The organism is Pseudomonas sp. TWI929 (assembly GCF_039673335.1).
Lineage (GTDB): Bacteria > Pseudomonadota > Gammaproteobacteria > Pseudomonadales > Pseudomonadaceae > Aquipseudomonas.
This window is the reverse complement of record NZ_JBDJLK010000002.1, coordinates 48,749-67,184: the sequence shown is the minus strand read 5'-3', so window position 1 is coordinate 67,184 and position 18,436 is coordinate 48,749. Positions and strand designations below refer to the sequence as shown.

15 protein-coding genes are annotated in these 18,436 nt (G+C 63.1%); 14 read left to right on the top strand and 1 reads right to left on the bottom strand.

Going from position 1 to position 18,436, the window contains the following annotated elements:
• Window positions 1–49 precede the first annotated feature (49 nt).
• The 12 genes from ABE456_RS01680 to ABE456_RS01625 all read left to right on the top strand — a co-directional run bounded on the left by ABE456_RS01680 (window position 50) and on the right by ABE456_RS01625 (window position 16,176).
• On the top strand, window positions 50–1,366 hold the full coding sequence (locus ABE456_RS01680) for a UDP-glucose/GDP-mannose dehydrogenase family protein (protein ID WP_346642442.1): 1,317 nt from the start codon (window positions 50–52) through the stop codon (window positions 1,364–1,366).
• A 74-nt stretch (window positions 1,367–1,440) separates the two neighbouring features.
• Entirely contained in the window at window positions 1,441–2,922 is a 1,482-nt protein-coding gene (gene alg8, locus ABE456_RS01675; RefSeq protein ID WP_346642441.1) for a mannuronan synthase, read from the top strand.
• A 37-nt stretch (window positions 2,923–2,959) separates the two neighbouring features.
• Window positions 2,960–4,126 carry an alginate biosynthesis protein Alg44 gene (locus ABE456_RS01670; RefSeq protein ID WP_346642440.1) on the top strand — a complete coding sequence of 389 codons (1,167 nt, stop codon included), beginning with the start codon at window positions 2,960–2,962 and terminating at the stop codon, window positions 4,124–4,126.
• 12 nt (window positions 4,127–4,138) lie between these two features.
• Window positions 4,139–5,587 carry an alginate biosynthesis TPR repeat lipoprotein AlgK gene (algK, locus tag ABE456_RS01665; RefSeq protein ID WP_346642439.1) on the top strand — a complete coding sequence of 483 codons (1,449 nt, stop codon included), beginning with the start codon at window positions 4,139–4,141 and terminating at the stop codon, window positions 5,585–5,587.
• Window positions 5,584–7,062, top strand: coding sequence for an alginate export family protein (locus ABE456_RS01660; protein ID WP_346642438.1), 1,479 nt, complete (start codon window positions 5,584–5,586; stop codon window positions 7,060–7,062). The genes algK and ABE456_RS01660 overlap by 4 nt, the downstream gene beginning before the upstream one ends.
• Before the next feature lie 16 nt (window positions 7,063–7,078).
• Window positions 7,079–8,638 (top strand): mannuronan 5-epimerase AlgG, encoded by a 1,560-nt coding sequence (gene algG / locus ABE456_RS01655; RefSeq protein WP_346642437.1) that lies wholly within the window; start codon window positions 7,079–7,081, stop codon window positions 8,636–8,638.
• A gap of 13 nt (window positions 8,639–8,651) precedes the next feature.
• Window positions 8,652–10,091: an alginate O-acetyltransferase gene (locus tag ABE456_RS01650; RefSeq protein WP_346642436.1), complete on the top strand. Its 1,440-nt coding sequence runs from the start codon at window positions 8,652–8,654 to the stop codon at window positions 10,089–10,091.
• A gap of 7 nt (window positions 10,092–10,098) precedes the next feature.
• Window positions 10,099–11,202, top strand: a complete 1,104-nt coding sequence (locus tag ABE456_RS01645; protein ID WP_346642435.1) for a mannuronate-specific alginate lyase — start codon at window positions 10,099–10,101, stop codon at window positions 11,200–11,202.
• Between the two features lie 190 nt (window positions 11,203–11,392).
• A complete protein-coding gene (locus tag ABE456_RS01640; RefSeq protein ID WP_346642434.1) occupies window positions 11,393–12,850 on the top strand; it encodes an MBOAT family protein in 1,458 nt (485 codons plus the stop codon).
• Window positions 12,851–12,860: 10 nt separating this feature from the next.
• On the top strand, window positions 12,861–14,018 hold the full coding sequence (locus tag ABE456_RS01635) for an alginate O-acetyltransferase (RefSeq protein WP_346642433.1): 1,158 nt from the start codon (window positions 12,861–12,863) through the stop codon (window positions 14,016–14,018).
• 20 nt (window positions 14,019–14,038) lie between these two features.
• The gene (locus ABE456_RS01630; RefSeq protein WP_346642432.1) at window positions 14,039–14,686 is read left to right on the top strand and encodes an alginate O-acetyltransferase AlgF; all 648 of its coding nucleotides are present in this window, start codon (window positions 14,039–14,041) and stop codon (window positions 14,684–14,686) included.
• A 35-nt stretch (window positions 14,687–14,721) separates the two neighbouring features.
• On the top strand, window positions 14,722–16,176 hold the full coding sequence (locus tag ABE456_RS01625; protein ID WP_346642536.1) for a mannose-1-phosphate guanylyltransferase/mannose-6-phosphate isomerase: 1,455 nt from the start codon (window positions 14,722–14,724) through the stop codon (window positions 16,174–16,176).
• An 89-nt stretch (window positions 16,177–16,265) separates the two neighbouring features.
• On the opposite strand, the gene ABE456_RS01620 is transcribed toward ABE456_RS01625, so the two are convergent.
• A complete protein-coding gene (locus tag ABE456_RS01620) occupies window positions 16,266–16,694 on the bottom strand; it encodes a hypothetical protein (RefSeq protein ID WP_346642431.1) in 429 nt (142 codons plus the stop codon).
• 307 nt (window positions 16,695–17,001) lie between these two features.
• Here ABE456_RS01620 and ABE456_RS01615 point away from each other — a divergent pair, with 307 nt between their 5' ends.
• Both ABE456_RS01615 and ABE456_RS01610 read left to right on the top strand, forming a co-directional pair.
• The gene (locus tag ABE456_RS01615) at window positions 17,002–17,466 is read left to right on the top strand and encodes a multidrug transporter (RefSeq protein WP_346642430.1); all 465 of its coding nucleotides are present in this window, start codon (window positions 17,002–17,004) and stop codon (window positions 17,464–17,466) included.
• Window positions 17,467–17,617: 151 nt separating this feature from the next.
• The gene (locus ABE456_RS01610) at window positions 17,618–18,430 is read left to right on the top strand and encodes an SDR family oxidoreductase (RefSeq protein WP_346642429.1); all 813 of its coding nucleotides are present in this window, start codon (window positions 17,618–17,620) and stop codon (window positions 18,428–18,430) included.
• Window positions 18,431–18,436: the final 6 nt, after the last annotated feature.

Genomic DNA, 18,436 nt, shown 5'->3' with positions numbered 1-18,436 from the left:
CCGGCACTTCTCGGAGGTGCCGGCGTGATAAACACATGAGGTGATAGCGATGCGTATCAGCATCTTTGGTTTGGGTTATGTGGGTGCAGTCTGTGCAGGCTGCCTGACGGCGCGTGGCCATGAAGTGATCGGTGTGGACGTGTCCAGCACCAAGATCGACCTGATCAACCAGGGCAAGTCGCCCATCGTCGAACCTGGCCTGGAAGCACTGCTGCAACAGGGCATCGCTAATGGCCGCCTGCGCGGTACTACCGACTTCGCCGAAGCCATCCGTGCCAGCGACGTGTCGATGATCTGCGTGGGTACCCCTAGCAAGAAGAACGGCGACCTGGGCCTGGAGTACATCGAGTCGGTGTGCCGCGAAATCGGCTACGTGCTGCGTGACACCACCCGCCGCCACACCATCGTGGTGCGCAGCACCGTGCTGCCAGGCACCGTCAAGAATGTGGTCATCCCGATCCTCGAAGACTGCTCGGGCAAGAAGGCCGGCGTCGACTTCGGTGTCGCGGTCAACCCGGAATTCCTGCGTGAAAGCACCGCGATCAAGGACTACGACCAGCCACCGATGACCGTCATCGGCGAGCTGGACAGCGCCAGCGGCGACATCCTCCAGGCCCTGTACGAAGAGCTCGACGCCCCGGTCATCCGCAAGCCGATCGAAGTGGCCGAGATGATCAAGTACACCTGCAACGTGTGGCACGCCACCAAGGTCACCTTCGCCAACGAAATCGGCAACATCGCCAAGGCCGTCGGCGTCGATGGCCGTGAAGTGATGGACGTGGTCTGCCAGGACAAGGTGCTGAACCTGTCGCAGTACTACATGCGCCCTGGCTTCGCCTTCGGCGGCTCGTGCCTGCCGAAAGACGTGCGCGCCCTCACCTACCGTGCCGCCAGCCTCGACGTGCGCGCACCGCTGCTCGACTCGCTGATGCGCAGTAACGAGTCGCAGGTACAGAACGCCTTCGAGCTGATCGAAGCCCACGACAAGCGCAAGGTCGCCCTGCTGGGCCTGAGCTTCAAGGCCGGCACCGACGACCTGCGCGAAAGCCCGCTGGTGGAACTGGCCGAGCGCCTGATCGGCAAGGGCTACCAGCTGGATATCTACGACGAGAACGTGCAGTACGCCCGCGTCCACGGGGCGAACAAGGACTACATCGAGTCGAAGATCCCGCACGTGTCGTCGCTGCTCAACGCCGACTTCCAGAAGGTCATCGACAACGCCGACATCATCGTCCTCGGCAACCGTGACGAGCAGTTCCGCGCCCTCGCCCAGCAAGCGCCGGCCGGCAAGCACGTGATCGACCTGGTCGGCTTCATGAGCAAAGCGACCTGTACCACCAGCCGCACCGAAGGCATCTGCTGGTAAGTGCCTGGCCGGGCAGCGCAAGCCTCCCCACTTGCGCTGCCCACCTTCCCCCGAATTCTCGACGGATGCTGAACATGCAAAGGCTCCAGACAGTGCTGTTGCAGTGCGCCGGTTGGCTGCTCTACATGAGCCTGCTCATGTTGATCGCCCTGGCCCTGCCAGCCGATATCTTCGACTCGCAGTCGAAGCACTTCATCTTCCTGGTCGGCGCAGTCGGCATCTGGCGCTATTCCATGGGCGCCACCCATTTCATCCGCGGCATGATCTTTCTTTACGGCGTGTACCCGTACCTGCGCCGCAAGGTGCAGAAAATGGGCAACGCTGCCGACCCGTCGCATGTGTACCTGATGGTGACCAGCTTCCGTATCGAAGCGCTGACCACCGCCCAGGTGTACAGCTCGGTGATCCGCGAGGCAATCAACTGCGGCTTCCCCACCACCGTGGTCTGCTCGTTGGTGGAAATGTCCGATGAACTGCTGGTGAAGAGCCTGTGGGCCAAATACAACCCGCCGGCCCACGTGAAGCTGGACATCGTGCGCATCGCCGGCACCGGCAAGCGTGACGGCCTGGCCTACGGCTTCCGTGCCATCTCGCGCATGCTGCCAGACGACAACGCCGTGGTGGCGGTGATCGACGGTGACACCGTGCTGGCCGATGGCGTGGTACGCAAGACCGTGCCGTGGTTCAAGCTGTTCCCCAACGTTGGCGGCCTGACCACCAACGAGTTCTGCGAAGTGCGCGGCGGCTACATCATGAGCGAGTGGCACAAGCTGCGCTTCGCCCAGCGCCACATCAACATGTGCTCGATGGCCCTGTCCAAGCGCGTGCTGACCATGACCGGGCGCATGTCGATGTTCCGCGCCAGCGTGGTGACCAACCCCGAGTTCATCGCCGACGTCGAAAGCGACTCGCTGATGCACTGGCGCCTGGGCCGCTTCAAATTCCTTACTGGTGACGACAAGTCCAGCTGGTTCAGCCTGATGCGCCTGGGCTACGACACTTTCTACGTGCCGGACGCCGCCATCAACACGGTCGAGCACCCGCCGGAGAAGAGCTTCCTCAAGGCCAGCCGCAAGCTGATGTACCGCTGGTACGGCAACAACCTGCGGCAGAACTCCCGTGCGCTGGGCCTGGGCCTGCGCCGCTTGGGGCTGTTCACCAGCATCGTGCTGTTCGACCAGCGCGTGTCGATGTGGACCAGCCTGCTGGGCCTGACCGTGGCGGTGATCGCCAGCCTCAAGTTCGGCCTGGCGTTCCTGCTGGTGTACCTGCTGTGGATCGGCATCACCCGCCTGATCCTCACCATCATGCTGCTGTGCTCCGGCCACAACGTAGGCCCGGCCTACCCGCTGATTCTCTATTACAACCAGATCATCGGCGCGCTGATGAAGATCTACGTGTTCTTCCGCCTCGACAAGCAGTCGTGGACGCGTCAGCCCACTGCCCTCAAGCGTGACCTCGCCAGCTTTCAACAATGGTTCAACACCTGGTCCTCGCGGACCATGACCTTCTCGGCTGCCAGCATCTTCGTTGCTGTGCTGTTCATGGTCGTGTGAGCCCAACCCGGATCGGATCTAACAGGAACAAACCACCATGAATACCGCCGTGAACGTCAATGTCGTGCATGAGTCCGAAGCCCAGCGCCAACACGCTCGGGTGCGCATTCCCGCCAAACTGCGTTTCCTGGACGCCCAGCGCCAGACCCACGAAGTGAAGGTCGACGACCTTTCCGCCGGTGGCCTGAGCTTCCACACCAAGCAACAGCTGGCGGTGGGTGATGTGCTGCGTGGGCGCCTGCAGTTCGTGGTCGACAACCTCGGCCTGTCGATCGACATCGAGTTCCAGGTGCGCTCCTACAACCCGAGCAGCGGCCGTACCGGCGCGCAGTTCCAGAACCTCGAACCACGCGACATCGCCACGCTGCGGCACATCATCACCAGCCACCTTTCTGGCGAGCTGATCAGCATCGGCGACGTACTCAGCACCCTGCAGCGCGACAACTTCACCAAGGCACGCAAGCAGAAGGACGGCGGTGCCGGCCTGAGCGCCTTTGGCCGCCTCAAGGCCGTCACCGTCACCCTCGGCGTGTTCGTGGTCGGCGTGGCTGCCTTCGGCTTCGTCGCCAAGTCGCTGTACGGCATGTACTTCGTCAGCCATGCCGAAGCCGGTGTGGTCGCGGTGCCCACCACCAACGTCACCATGCCGCGCGACGGCACCGTGAACAGCCTGGTGGAAAGCGGCGGGCAGATCGCCAAGGGCGCGCCACTGGCCAGCTTCACCACCAGCATGCTGGACATGCTCAAGGGCAACCTGGACGACGCGCAGCTGGAACCGGCGAAAATCGAGGAACTGTTCGGCAAGCAGCTGTCCGGCACCCTCACCAGCCCCTGCGATTGCGTGGTCGCCCGCCAGCTGGTGGACGACGGCCAGTACGCCGCCAAGGGCCAGCCGATCTTCCAGCTGATCCCGCGCACCACCAACCCGATGGTCGAGGCGCGTTTCAGCTACCGCCAGTTCGACGAGGTCAAGCCAGGCACCCGAGTCAATTTCCAGGTCGCCGGCGAAGACGAAGTACGCACTGGCCAGATCGTCAGCAGCGCCAGCCTGGACAGTGAAAACCTTGCCTCCGATATCCGCGTGCAGATCAAGCCTGATGACGGCCTGCCTGCAGAACTGGCCGGCCGCCCGGCTTCGGTCAACAGCGACCGTGGCCCGTCGTTGAACTGGCTGATCGACAAAGCCGTGGCCCGTGGCTTGTAAGAGGGAAAGCCTATGACTAGCCAACGACCCGCTCCCACAGGGATTGCACCAGCTCGCCCGCTAGTATGGTGCAGCCTGGCCATGGCCATCGCCTTGGCCGGCTGTGCCGGCCTGCCCGACCAGCGCCTGGCAAACGAAGCCATGAAGCGCGGTGACACGGCACTGGCCGAGCGCAACTACAAGGCCTTGGCCGACCTGGGCTACAGCGAAGCGCAAGTGGGCCTGGCCGACATCAAGGTGGCCACCCGCGACCCATCGCAAATCAAGGAAGCCGAGGCCACTTACCGCGCCGCAGCCTCTACTTCGCCGCGTGCACAGGCGCGCCTCGGCCGCCTGCTGGTGGCCAAGCCCGACAGCACCCAGGCCGAGCGCGAAGAAGCCGAAACACTGCTCAAGCAAGCGGCCAGGCAAGGTGAAAGCAACACCCTGATCCCGCTGGCGATGCTCTACCTCAGCTACCCGCAGAGTTTCCCCAAGGTCAACGCGCAACAGCAGATCGACCAGTGGCGCGCTGCCGGCAGCCCGGAAGCCGGCCTGGCCCAGATACTGCTGTACCGCACCCAGGGCACCTACGACCAGCAATTAGGCGATGTGGAGAAGATCTGCAAGGCAGCCCTGAATAGCACTGACATCTGCTATGTCGAACTGGCCACCGTGTACCAGAAGCGCAGCCAGGCCGACCAGCAGGCCGCCCTGCTCAGCCAGCTGAAAGCCGCCTACGCCCGTGGCGCGGTGCCAGCCACCCGGATCGACAGCGTGGCCCGGGTACTGGCCGACCGCAGCCTCGGCCAGACCGACGAGAAAACCGCCAAGGACCTGCTCGAGCAAGTGGCGCCGGCCAACCCGGCGTCCTGGGTCAGCCTGGCGCAACTGGTCTACGACTTCCCCGAGCTGGGCGATACCGACCAGTTGCTGGCCTACATCGACAAAGGCCGCGAAGCCGAACAGCCACGCGCCGAGCTGTTGCTGGGCCGCCTGTACTACGAAGGCAAGACCCTGCCAGCCGACGCCCAAAAAGCCGAGCAACACCTGCAAGCCGCCGCCGACGCCGGCGAAATCAGCGCCCATTACTACCTGGGCCAGCTGTACCGCCGCGGTTACCTGGGCAACGTCGAGCCACAGAAGGCCGTCGACCACCTGCTGGCCGCTGCCCGTGGCGGGCAGAACAGCGCCGACTACGCCTTGGCCCAGCTGTTCAGCGAAGGCCACGGCATTCGCCCGCAACCCGGCAACGCCTGGGTATTCGCCCAGCTGTCGCAGGTCAACCCAACGCCGCAATCGGGCGAACTGCTGCAGCAACTCGACCAGCAACTGACCCCCGACCAGCGCAGCCAGGCCCAGCAACTGCTGGCGCAGGAAAAGCAGGCACGCGGCAGCATGAGCCAAGGCGCCAACAGCACCCTGGCCATCGAAGCCCTGCAAGACGACGAAAAAGAAGTAGACGGTGAGGACTCGCTATGACGCTCAATCCCTTCGTGAAAGCTGGCATCGGCCTGAGCTTCGCCCTGCTGTGGTCCTGCCCGACCCTGGCGGAAATGACCGCCGAAAAAAACTTCGGCCTGGATGTGAAAATTACCGGCCAGTCGGAAGACGACCGTGACCTCGGCACCCGCCCTGGCGGCGACGTCAACGGCCTGGGCCTGGACCTGCGCCCGTGGGTGTATGGCGAGCGTGGCAACTGGAGCGCCTATGCCATGGGCCAGGCAGTCGCGGCCACCGACACCATCGAAACCGACACGCTGCGCCAGAACGACGACGGCACCACTACCGATAGCGGTGACGACAGCCGCAAGCCTGACAAGAACTACCTGGCCATGCGCGAGTTCTGGGTAGGCTACAGCGGCCTTACCGCCTACCCCGGCGAGCAACTGCGCCTCGGCCGCCAGCGCCTGCGCAGCGACGACGGCATGTGGCGTGATACCAACATCGAAGCGCTGAACTGGACCTTCGACACCACCCTGCTCAAGGCCGACCTGGGCGTGGCCCAGCGCTTCAGCGAATACCGCACCGACCTCACCGAGCTGGCCCCGGAAGACAAGGACCGCACGCACATCTATGGCAACGTCGCCACGCAGTGGACCCCTGGCCACTGGGTCGGCGTGCGCGCCCACCACACGCATGACAGCGGCAGCCTGAAGAGCCCCGGCGAAACCGTCGACGCGCTGGACAAGACCCGCACCGGCGACCTCACCTGGCTGGGCCTTGAGGCCAACAGCGACGCCTACAACTGGCGCAACGATCACACCATCAACTACTGGAGCAGCCTGACCTGGCTGACCGGTAACCGCGATACCCTCAGCAGCCAGGCCGTTGGCGACGACCAGGTTGCGACTGGCAAGCAGAGCGGCGACGTCAACGCATGGGCCACCGACCTCGGCATCCGTCTGCGGCTGGACCCCAACTGGCAGGTCGGCGCAGCGTATGCCCGTGGCAGCGGCGGCGGTGGCGACGACGGTTCGAACAACTACGAGCAGACCGGCCTGGAGAGCAATCGCTCCAACTACACCGGCACCCGCTCGCGTGTGCACCGCTTCGGCGAAGCCTTCCGTGGCGAGCTGGGCAACCTGCAAGCGGCCACCCTGTTCGCCTCCTGGCAGCTGCGCGACGACTACGACGCCAGCTTCATCTACCACAAGTTCTGGCGTGTCGACGGCAACCAGAACATCGGCTCCAGCGGCATCAACGCAACGGTCAACGACGACGGCGTGAACCGCCCGCTGGTCGATGGCGAAAAAGACCTTGGCCAGGAAATGGACGTGGTCGTGACCAAGTACTTCAAGCAAGGCCTGCTGCCGGCATCGATGAGCCAGGCCATCGACGAACCTTCGGCCCTGGTGCGCCTGCGTGCCGGTGTGTTCAAGCCGGGCGACGCCTACGGCAAGGAAGCGGATTCGTACATGCACCGCGCCTTCGTCGACGTGATCTGGCGCTTCTGAGGCCGGGAGAAACCTGATGAACCTTCACCCGCACTTACGTCACAGCCTGCTGGCCAGCGCCCTGCTGCTGGCCTCGGGCCTGGCCGTCGCCGCAGAGCCCAAGGTAATCGCCAAGGAATTGCAGCAGGCCAAGACCTACACGGTGGCCAGCGCGCCGATCGAGCCGCTGCAAATGGACCCGCCAAAGCTGCCCGACCTGACCGGCTTCACGGCCGAGGCGGTGCAGAAGAAGATCGACCGCCGCCACAAAGGCAAGGTCAGCCTGCGCCGGATGTTCCAGGAGGACTCCCTCAAGGAGTTCGTCGGCGGCGACAACAAGGCGGCCGAGTGGGTGCAGCGCCAGCACGGCATTCCGCAGGCGATCTTTGTCGATGACGGCCATGTCGACCTGGTCGAGCTGAGCAAGCAGGTACCCAAGCAGTACCTCAGCGAAGTCGAGCCAGGCGTGTACCTGGCGCGCCTGCCGATCGTGGTCGGGCAGAAGGGCATCCTCGAGATCGACGGCAAGGTCAAGCAGCTGCGCCTGTCCCAGGAAGGCGGCGCGTTCCTGGTCAACGACGGCAAGCTGTTCGTTACCGACACCCAGGTGACCGGCTGGCGCGAAAAGGAAAATGGCCCGGCGACCTTCCGTTCGCCCAAGGAATTCCGCCCGTTCCTGCTGTCGTGGGGCGGCACCGAGACCTACATCGTCAACACCAAAATGGCCAGCTTCGGCTACGCCAAGTCCAAGTCGTATGGCGTGAGCATCTCGCAGTACACGCCGAACATGGCCAAGCGCATGGGCCGCCCTGAGCCCACCGGCTGGATCATCGGCTCGGAGTTCAGCGACATGTGGTACGGCTTCTACTGCTACGAAACCCAGGACTTCGTGGTCAAGGACAGCACCTACCGCGACAACATCGTCTATGGCATCGACCCGCACGACCGCTCGCACCGGCTGATCATTGCCGGCAACACGGTGTACGGCACCAAGAAGAAGCACGGCATCATCGTTTCGCGTGAGGTCAACGACAGCTGGATCATCAACAACAAGAGCTTCGACAACAAGCTCTCGGGCGTGGTGATCGACCGTAACAGCGTCAACAACCTGGTGGCCTACAACGAGATCTACCGCAACCACACCGACGGCATCACCTTGTACGAAAGCGGCGACAACCTGCTGTGGGGCAACAAGCTGATCAACAACCGCCGCCACGGCATCCGCGTGCGTAACAGCGTGAACATTCGCCTGTACGAAAACGTCGCCATGGCCAACGGCCTGGTGGGTGTGTACGGCCACATCAAGGACCTGTCCGACACCGACCGCGACATCGCCCTCGACCCGTTCGACACCAAGGTATCGCTGATTCTGGTTGGCGGTGAACTGGCGGCCAACGGCTCCGGGCCACTGTCGATCGACTCGCCGCTGTCGGTCGAGCTGTACAAGGTGTCCATGCTCGCCCCGCGCAAGGCCAACGGTATCAGCCTGAACGGCATCCTCGGCGAACGCCAGGACGAAATCCTCGACCTGCTGGTGCGCCAGCAGAAGGCTGTGCTGATCGACCCGGTCGAACGCCAGACCGAAATGATCGATTAAGGAAGCCCAGACCATGACTCCACACCTGATGAAACTGCTGGGCCTGTCCGCGGCCCTCCTGGCGATCAGCCAAGGCGTGCGCGCCGAAGACGTCAAGGCCCCGACCTTCAGCGCCGAGCCTTGCTGCCAGCTGTGCCCGGAGGCGCACGACGCCAGCCGCTACACCACCCGCTACCAGCAGAACTTCACCACGCTGGTGCAGGCCAAGGGCGACTGGCTGTTCCGTACCCGCGAAGACCTGCGCACCGAGTTCAACACCACCCCGGCCGGCTACAAACGCCTGCAGCAAGTGCACGACGCGTTCAAGAAGCGCGGCGTGGAACTGGTGGTGGTGTACCAGCCGACCCGTGGCCTGGTGAACCGCAACATGCTCAACCCGGCCGAAAAAGCCGCCTTCGACTACCAGAAGGCCCTGGGCAACTACCAGGCCATGCTCAAGCGCTTCGCCAGCATGGGCTACAACGTGCCCGACCTGTCGCCGCTGACCAACGAGCAACTGGCCGCCGCCGACCAGGGCAAGGACTTCTACTTCCGTGGCGACCAGCACTGGACGCCATACGGCGCCGAGCGCGCGGCGAAGATCGTGGCCGACACCGTGCACAAGATGCCGGCCTTCGAAGGCATCCCGCGCAAGGAATTCGAAACGAAAAAGTCCGGGCGCATGGGCAAGACCGGCACCCTGCACAACGTTGCCGGCCAGTTGTGCGGCACCAGCTACGCGGTGCAGTACATGGACCAGTTCGCTACCGAGCCGAAAGGCTCCAGCGGCGGTGACGACCTGTTCGGTGACGGCGGCAACGCGCAGATCACCCTGGTCGGCACCAGCCACAGTGGCAAGAACTACAACTTCTCGGGCTTCCTCGAACAATACATCGGCGCCGACGTGCTCAACGTCGCCTTCCCTGGCGGTGGCCTGGAAGGTTCGATGATCCAGTACCTGGGTAGCGAGGAGTTCCAGAAGAACCCGCCGAAGATCCTGGTATGGGAATTCTCCCCGCTGTACCGCCTGGACCAGGAAACCATCTGGCGGCAAATCCTCGGCCTGCTCGACGACGGCTGCGACGACCGCCCGGCCCTGATGAGCGCCAGCACCACCCTCAAGCCCGGCAAGAACGAGCTGATGGTCAACGGCAAGGGCGGCGTGCTCAAAGACCTGATCAACCGCAACCTGCAGATGGACGTCAAGTTCGCAGACCCGTCGGTGAAGGTGCTGCAGGCCACCCTGTGGTACCTCAACGGCCGCCACGAGGACATCAAGCTGGAAAAACCGGAAACCTCCGACACCGACGGGCGCTTTGTCTTCCAGATGCGTGAAGACGAGGACTGGGCCAGCCAGAGCCTGCTGGCCTTTGAAATCCAGGGCCCGGAACAAGGCACGCAGAAAGTCGAAGCCAAGCTCTGCAAACGCAACAACTTCGCCGTGCCCGCGCAGACCGCGCAGGCCGGCCAGTGAGGCGACCATGATTCCGTTCAAGCGAATTTCCAGCCCCGCCCTGCTCGCTCTGGCGTTGTGCGGCGGTGCCGCGCACGCCGCGCTGGTACCGCCCCAGGGTTACTACGAGGGGATCGAAAAGCTCAAGACAGGCGACGGTAACTTCCGCTGCGCAGCGGCACCCAAGCCGTACACCGGCGCCCTGCAGTTTCGCAGCAAGTACGAAGGCTCGGACAAGGCGCGGGCGACACTCAACGTCGCCTCGGAAAAGGCCTTCCGCAAGTCGACCGAAGACATCACCACCCTTGAGAAAGGCGTGAGCAAGATGGTCGGCCAGTACATGCGTGACGGCCGCCCGGCGCAGCTTGACTGCACCCTGGCCTGGCTGGGCAGCTGGGCACGCGCCGATGCGCTGCTGTCCACCGACTACAACCACACCGGCAAGTCGATGCGCAAATGGGCACTGGGCAGCATGAGTGGTTCGTGGCTGCGCCTGAAGTTCTCCAACTCGCAGCCGCTGGCCGCGCACCAGGCCGAGGCCGAGCTGATCGAAAAATGGTTCGCCCGCCTGGCCTCGCAAGTCGTGCGCGACTGGAGCGACCTGCCGCTGGAGAAAGTCAACAACCACAGCTACTGGGCGGCCTGGTCGGTAATGGCCACCGCCGTGGCCACCGACCGTCGCGACCTGTTCGACTGGGCCGTGAAGGAATACCGGGTGGGTGCCAACCAGGTCGATGCCCAGGGCTTCCTGCCCAACGAGCTCAAGCGCAAGCAACGTGCCCTGGCCTACCACAACTACGCCCTGCCGCCGCTGGCGATGATCGCCAGCTTTGCCCAGGTCAATGGCGTGGATGTGCGCGGCGAGAACAACAACGCCCTGCAGCGCTTGGCGCAACGGGTGCTCAGCGGGTCGAAGGACCCCAGCGCGTTCAAGGCCCGCAATGGCGACAAGCAGGACATGAAAGACCTGAAGATAGACAGCAAGTACGCCTGGATGGAGCCCTACTGCAGCCTCTATGCGTGCACTGGCGACACCCTGCAACGCAAGCGCGGCATGCAGCCGTTCAACAGCTTCCGGCTGGGCGGCGACCTGACCCGGGTCTATGACCCGAGCGCAGGGAGCAAGAAGTAACACAAAACCCTGTAGGAGCTGGCTTGCCTGCGATGCAAGGCGAAGCCTTGCCCGGCCATTGTCGGGGTGCGCGTAGGGGCCCATCGCCGGCAACCCACCACCAACAGGGATCTAGGTAGCCCACCACATTTGTGTGGGGGGTTTGGGGGGCGCTTTGCCCTGGATGCTGTGAACAAAAAGGAGAACCGGGATGGTCTTCTCGTCCAACGTGTTCCTGTTCCTGTTCTTGCCGATCTTCCTCGGCCTGTACTACTTGAGCGGGCAACGTTATCGCAACCTGCTGCTGCTGGTCGCCAGCTACATCTTCTATGCCTGGTGGCGGGTGGACTTCCTGGCCCTGTTCGCCGGGGTCACCCTGTGGAACTACTGGATCGGCCTGAAAGTCGGTGCCGCCGGTGTGCGCACCAAGCCGGCCCAACGCTGGCTGCTGCTTGGCGTAAGTGTCGACCTGGCGATCCTCGGCTACTTCAAGTACGCCAACTTTGGTGTCGACAGCCTGAACGCGATCATCAGCTCGTTCGGCCTGGAGCCGTTCATCCTCACCCACGTGCTGCTGCCGATTGGTATCTCGTTCTACATCTTCGAGTCGATCAGCTACATCATCGATGTGTACCGCGGCGACACCCCGGCCACCCGCAACCTGATCGACTTCGCAGCGTTCGTGGCGATCTTCCCGCACCTGATCGCCGGCCCGGTGCTGCGCTTCAAGGACCTGGTCGACCAGTTCAACAACCGCACCCACACCCTGGACAAGTTCTCTGAAGGCTGCACCCGCTTCATGCAGGGCTTCATCAAGAAAGTGTTCATCGCCGACACCCTCGCGGTAGTGGCCGACCACTGCTTTGCCTTGCAGAACCCGACCACCGGTGATGCCTGGCTCGGCGCCCTGGCCTACACCGCGCAGCTGTACTTCGACTTCAGCGGTTACAGCGACATGGCCATCGGCCTGGGCCTGATGATGGGCTTCCGCTTCATGGAAAACTTCAAGCAGCCGTACATCAGCCAGTCGATCACCGAGTTCTGGCGGCGTTGGCACATCAGCCTGTCGACCTGGCTGCGCGACTACCTGTACATCACCCTGGGCGGTAACCGCAAAGGCACCCTCAACACCTACCGCAACCTGTTCCTGACCATGCTGCTGGGCGGCCTGTGGCACGGTGCCAACTTCACCTACATCATCTGGGGCGCCTGGCACGGCATGTGGCTGGCAATCGAGCGTGCGCTGGGCATCGACACCAACCCGCAGCGCTTCAACCCGGTGAAATGGGCCTTCACCTTCCTGCTGGTGGTGGTCGGCTGGGTGATCTTCCGCGCCGAGAACCTGCACGTAGCCGCCCGCATGTACGGCGCCATGTTCAGCTTCGGCGACTGGCAGCTGTCGGAACTCAACCGCGCCCAGCTCACCGGCCTGCAGGTGGCCACCCTGGTGGTTGCCTACATCACCCTGGCGTTCTTTGGCCTGCGCGACTTCTTCCGCAATGCCAAGCCGGAGCCCAAGGCCACCCCGGTGCAAATCAACAACGACGGCTCGCTCGGCCTGGACTGGACCCGGGTAATGACCCGCGCCCTGGTGCTGCTGCTGTTCGTGGCCTCGATCCTCAAGCTTTCGGCGCAGAGCTACTCGCCGTTCCTCTACTTCCAGTTCTGAGGTTGATGACATGACCCGGACATTACGCATTACCTATTCGCTGTCGTTCCTCGGCCTGCTGGTGGGCATGGGCGCCTGGTCCACCGGTGGCCTGCAGAGTTTCCAGCGCACCGAGCAGATGACCTTGCTCAACGGCAAGCTGGCCAAGGCCGCCGAAACCCACTACGACGCCGAGTTCCCGATCAAGCGCCTGGGCACCAACCTGTGGGCGGCAATGGACTTCAAGCTGTTCAACGAAGGCCGCCCCGGTGTGGTGCTGGGCCGCGACCAGTGGTTGTTCAGCGACGAAGAGTTCAAGCCCAGTGCCGGTGCCGAGCATCTGATGCAGGAAAACCTGGCGCTGATCCGCGGCGTACGCGACGCCCTGCAACAGCATGGCAGCCAGCTGGTGCTGGCGATCGTGCCGGCCAAGGCACGGGTCTATGCCGAATACATCGGCAAGGAGCAGCCTGCCAGCCTGCATGACGACCTGTACAACCAGTTCCATGCCCAGGTGCGCCAGGCCAACGTGTTCGCCCCGGACCTGATAGCGCCGCTGGAGCAGGCCAAGGCCCGCGGCCAGGTATTCCTGCGCACCGACACCCACTGGACGCCGATGGGCGCCGAAGTGGCGGCGCAGGCACTGGCCGAAGCGGTCAGCCGCCAGAGCCTGCTCAATGGCGACCCGCAGGCGTTCATCACCGAAGCCGGCAGCACTGCGCCGTACAAGGGTGACCTGACCAACTTCCTGCCCCTGGACCCGCTGTTCAGCAACCTGCTACCGGCCCCGGACAGCCTGCAGCAGCGCACCACCCGGCCGGTCGAGGCTGAAGCTGACGCCGGTGACGCACTGTTCGCCGACAAGCAGATCCCGGTTGCGCTGGTGGGCACCAGCTACAGCGCCAACCCGCACTGGAACTTCCTCGGCGCGCTGCAGCAGGCCCTGCACAGCGACGTCGCCAACTACGCCGAAGACGGCCACGGCCCGCTGCTGCCAATGCTCAAGTACCTGCAAAGCGATGCCTTTAAAAACGCCGCACCACAAGTGGTGGTGTGGGAATTCCCCGAACGTTATCTGCCAATGAAAAACGACCTCAGCAGCTTCGACCCGCAGTGGATCGCGCAGCTGAAGAACTCCCGTAAATCCGAAGAAAACCTGGCCTTGTCGTCCATCCGGACAGACCACTGATTGATAGAGAGGAAATGCACATGACTACCAAGACTTCCATTGCCAAAGCCCTCACCCTCGCGGCCGGCCTTTCCCTTGCTTCCCTGCAGGCCTTTGCCGGTGCCGACGCTGCGCTGTATGGCCCCAGCGCGCCGAAAGGCTCGACCTTCGTGCGCCTGTACAACGCCGCCAGCGCACCGGCTGCCGCCAGCGTCGGCAACACCCAGATCAAGCAGGTTGGCGCCCAGGCCAGCAGCGACTTCAGCTTCCTGCCAGGGGGTGATTACACCGCCCAGGTCGGCGGCAAGAGCGTGCCGGTCAAGCTGGCCTCGGACAAGTACTACACCCTGGTCAACAGCAGCAGCGGCAACCCGCAGCTGATTGAAGAACCGCCGTTCAAGAACAAGCAGAAAGCCCTGGTACGCGTGCAGAACCTGAGCGACCAGCAGCTGACCCTGAAAACTGCCGATGGCAAGACCGAAGTGGTCAAGCCGGTGGCCGCCAACGGCCGTGGCGAGCGCGAAATCAACCCGGTCAAGGTCAGCCTGGCGCTGTACCAAGGAGACAAGAAAGTGGGCGACGTGAAACCCGTCGCCCTGGAGCGCGGCGAAGCCGCAGTGCTGTACGTAACGGGTTCCGGCAACGCCTTGTCGCCGGTGTGGGTAACTCGCCCCGTGGCTAGCAACTGATTCCCCTGCCTCTAAACGACTATTGGAGAAACATGATGATCCCGGTAATTCTTTCTGGTGGTAGCGGTTCGCGTCTGTGGCCTCTGTCGCGCAAGCAGTTCCCCAAGCAGTTCCTGGCCCTGACCGGTGAACACACACTGTTCCAGCAAACCATCGAGCGCCTGGTGTTCGAAGGCATGGACACGCCGATCGTGGTCTGCAACAAGGACCACAAGTTCATCGTCCAGGAGCAGTTGGCCGCGCTGAAGCTGGAAACCCAGGGCATCCTGATGGAGCCGTTCGGCCGCAACACCGCGCCGGCCGTGGCCATGGCCGCGATGAAGCTGGTCAACGAAGGCCGCGACGAGCTGATGCTGGTACTGCCCGCCGACCATGTGATCGATGACCAGAAGGCGCTGCAGCGCGCCCTGGCCCTGGCCACCGTGGCCGCCGAGCGTGGCGAAATGGTGCTGTTCGGCGTGCCGGCGACCAAGCCGGAAACCGGCTACGGCTACATCCGCTCCAGCCAGGACGCCCTGCTGCCTGAAGGCGTGGCGCGGGTTGCGCAATTCGTTGAGAAGCCTGACGAAAAACGCGCCGCCGAGTTCGTCCAGGCCGGTGGCTACTTCTGGAACAGCGGCATGTTCCTGTTCCGCGCCAGCCGCTTCCTCGAAGAGCTGAAAAAGCACGACGGCGACATCTACGACACCTGCGTGCTGGCCCTGGAGCGCAGCCAGGAAGACGGCGATGTGCTGAGCATCGACGAAGCCACCTTCGCCTGCTGCCCGGACAACTCCATCGACTACGCAGTAATGGAAAAAACCCAACGCGCCTGCGTGGTGCCGATGTCAGCCGGCTGGAGCGATGTGGGCTGCTGGTCGTCGCTGTGGGAAGTGCACGAGAAGGACGACAACGGCAACGTCACCAAGGGCGACGTGGTGGTGCAGGACAGCCACAACTGCATGATCCACGGCAACGGCAAGCTGGTGTCGGTGATCGGCCTGGAGAACATCGTGGTGGTCGAGACCAAGGACGCCATGATGATTGCCCACAAGGACAAGGTCCAGGGCGTCAAGCAGATGGTCAAGACCCTCGACGAGCAGGGCCGCACGGAAACCCAGAACCACCTGGAGGTGTATCGCCCGTGGGGCTCGTACGACTCGGTGGACATGGGCGGCCGCTTCCAGGTCAAGCACATCACCGTCAAGCCCGGCGCCAGCCTGTCGCTGCAGATGCACCACCACCGCGCCGAGCACTGGATCGTGGTGTCTGGCACTGCCGAGGTGACCTGTGACGAGAACGTGTTCCTGCTGACCGAGAACCAGTCGACCTACATTCCGATTGCCTCGATCCACCGCCTGCGCAACCCGGGCAAGATCCCGCTGGAGATCATCGAGGTGCAGTCTGGCAGCTACCTGGGCGAGGATGATATCGAGCGCTTCGAGGATGTGTATGGGCGGACTTCAACGCCGGTGGAGCGTGGGATTTCGGTGAAGACCATCGCGCAGTAACGCGCGGTTTGATAAATGGACAAACCCGCCGCGGGTTTTACCGTAGCGGGTCTGTCCAGAGGCTTGCGCATCACGCACGAGGGCAATATTCAAAAGTTTACGCAGTAATGTCCTTGTGACATTTCATACGTTTCGCCCCCGGTTGAGAAGTTCAGGCTATAGTCGAAGCTGAGTTGTTGGCCCGGTTGCCATTTCATGTTTTTCACCACCAAGTTTGTCGCGTTATACAGGCCAGCACCCAAATTGCCAAACGCCCGATAGATGACAAATTTTCCATCGCGATCTACGCCGGCGCGAAAGAAAACCCCCAGTTTCCCTTTTTCCAGCTGTTCATATGCCCGCAAGATCATGCCGCCCTCAGAAGCTTCGGAGAACTCAGGCAGTTCGGTATAGTAGCTGTCGTGACCAAGGTAAGCCGGTGAGAGCGCCGCAGAGCTCTTGCCTTCAAGCGGTTTCGATTGCGCGGTCATCATTTCCTGTTCAAATTCCACGGCCTGTTTTTCCTGAATGTCAATCATGCTCTGTTCGCTCGTAGGCTGTTGATAAACTCAAATAACATTGACTGGGCCTTAGCGCCCTCAAGACCACTGCCACACACTCGCTTTCTTTACAGTGGCGAAAAAAATGTATGAGCATTTCGGCTTTGCAACTACTCACAGTATTGGGAGTTACAGATAGCACCGCCGTGTGATGGTGCTGGCTTTCGAACGCATGCGGTGAACGTGGCGAAGCGCATGTCAACTGCACGGTGCCCTCCCGCTTTTGAGCAAATGCCATTTCAGGCTACGATGGTCAGACCCCGCGCAACCAAGGTCTGCAAGCGCCATGATCATCGGTGCCTTCCTCATCCTCACCTGGCTGGTGCTGCTGTTGCGCTACCCGGCCAAGGCCCTGCCGATCTCCTTGGCTGCCGTATGTGGCCTGGGCCTGGTAGCCCTGTTGGTCTTTTGGCAGGACACCCGCGAAAGCTCGCAACTGGCCCGTCTGGACCTGCGCCTGAGCTATGCCCCTGAACACTGCCCTGCCGACCGTGCCTTGCAGGTACGCATGAAGAACGGCAACCAAGTACCGCTGACCGAACTGCGCTGGCGTGTAGCGGCGTATGCGCCGGGCGATACCGTGAACCTGGCCGAAAACACCTACAACGCCCCGCGCTACCGTGGGCCGGGTGAACTGCAGCCAGGGGCCGAGTGGGAAGACTGCCTGCCATTGCCGCCGCTGCGCTCCGGCTACCGGCCGCAGACCCTGGAGTTTCGGGCTGAGCACCTGCAGGGTACATTTGCCAATTGATTCATTGCCTGTACCGGCCCTATCGCCGGCAAGCCAGCTCCCACAGTTACTGCACAGGTTTCAGAGCCTGTGGGGTCCTTGTGGGAGCTGGCTTGCCGGCGATAGGACCAGTGCAAGCTACACATCTCTCACCTTGATCAAAGGCCCAACCATGCCCACCGTCCTGATCACCGGTTGTTCCAGCGGCATCGGCCGCGCCCTGGCCGACGCCTTCCGCGATGCCGGCCACCACGTTTGGGCCACCGCCCGCAAGCCTGAAGATGTCGAGCAACTGAGTGCCGCTGGCTATACCGCCCGGCAACTGGACGTGAACGACAGCGAGGCCCTGGCCCGGCTGGCCGAGGAACTGGAAACCCTCGATATCCTGATCAACAACGCCGGCTACGGCGCCATGGGCCCGTTGCTCGATGGCGGCGTGGATGCCTTGCGCCAGCAGTTCGAAACCAACGTGTTCGCCGTGGTCGGCGTCACCCGTGCACTGTTCCCGCTGCTGCGCCGTTCGCGGGGCCTGGTGGTGAATATCGGCAGCGTTTCCGGCGTGCTGGTTACCCCGTTCGCTGGCGCCTACTGCGCCTCGAAAGCCGCCGTGCATGCCCTGAGCGATGCCTTGCGCCTGGAACTGGCGCCGTTTGGTGTTCAGGTAATGGAAGTGCAGCCGGGGGCGATTGCCTCGCAGTTCGCCAGCAATGCCCAGCGCCAGGCCGAGCAGGTGCTGGCGGCGGATTCGGCGTGGTGGCCATTGCGCGAATATGTGCAGGCGCGGGCACGGGCTTCGCAGGACAAACCGACATCGGCGGCAGTGTTTGCCCAGGGGGTATTGGCGGCTGTGGGCAAGTCGCCGGTGCCGGCAGTGGTGCGGCTGGGCAATGGCAGTAAGGCGTTGCCGTTGATGGCCGGGTTACTGCCGCGGCGGTTGCTGGATTGGGCGTTGCGCAAACGCTTTGGCTTGCTGCGCCCGCTCTGATTGATG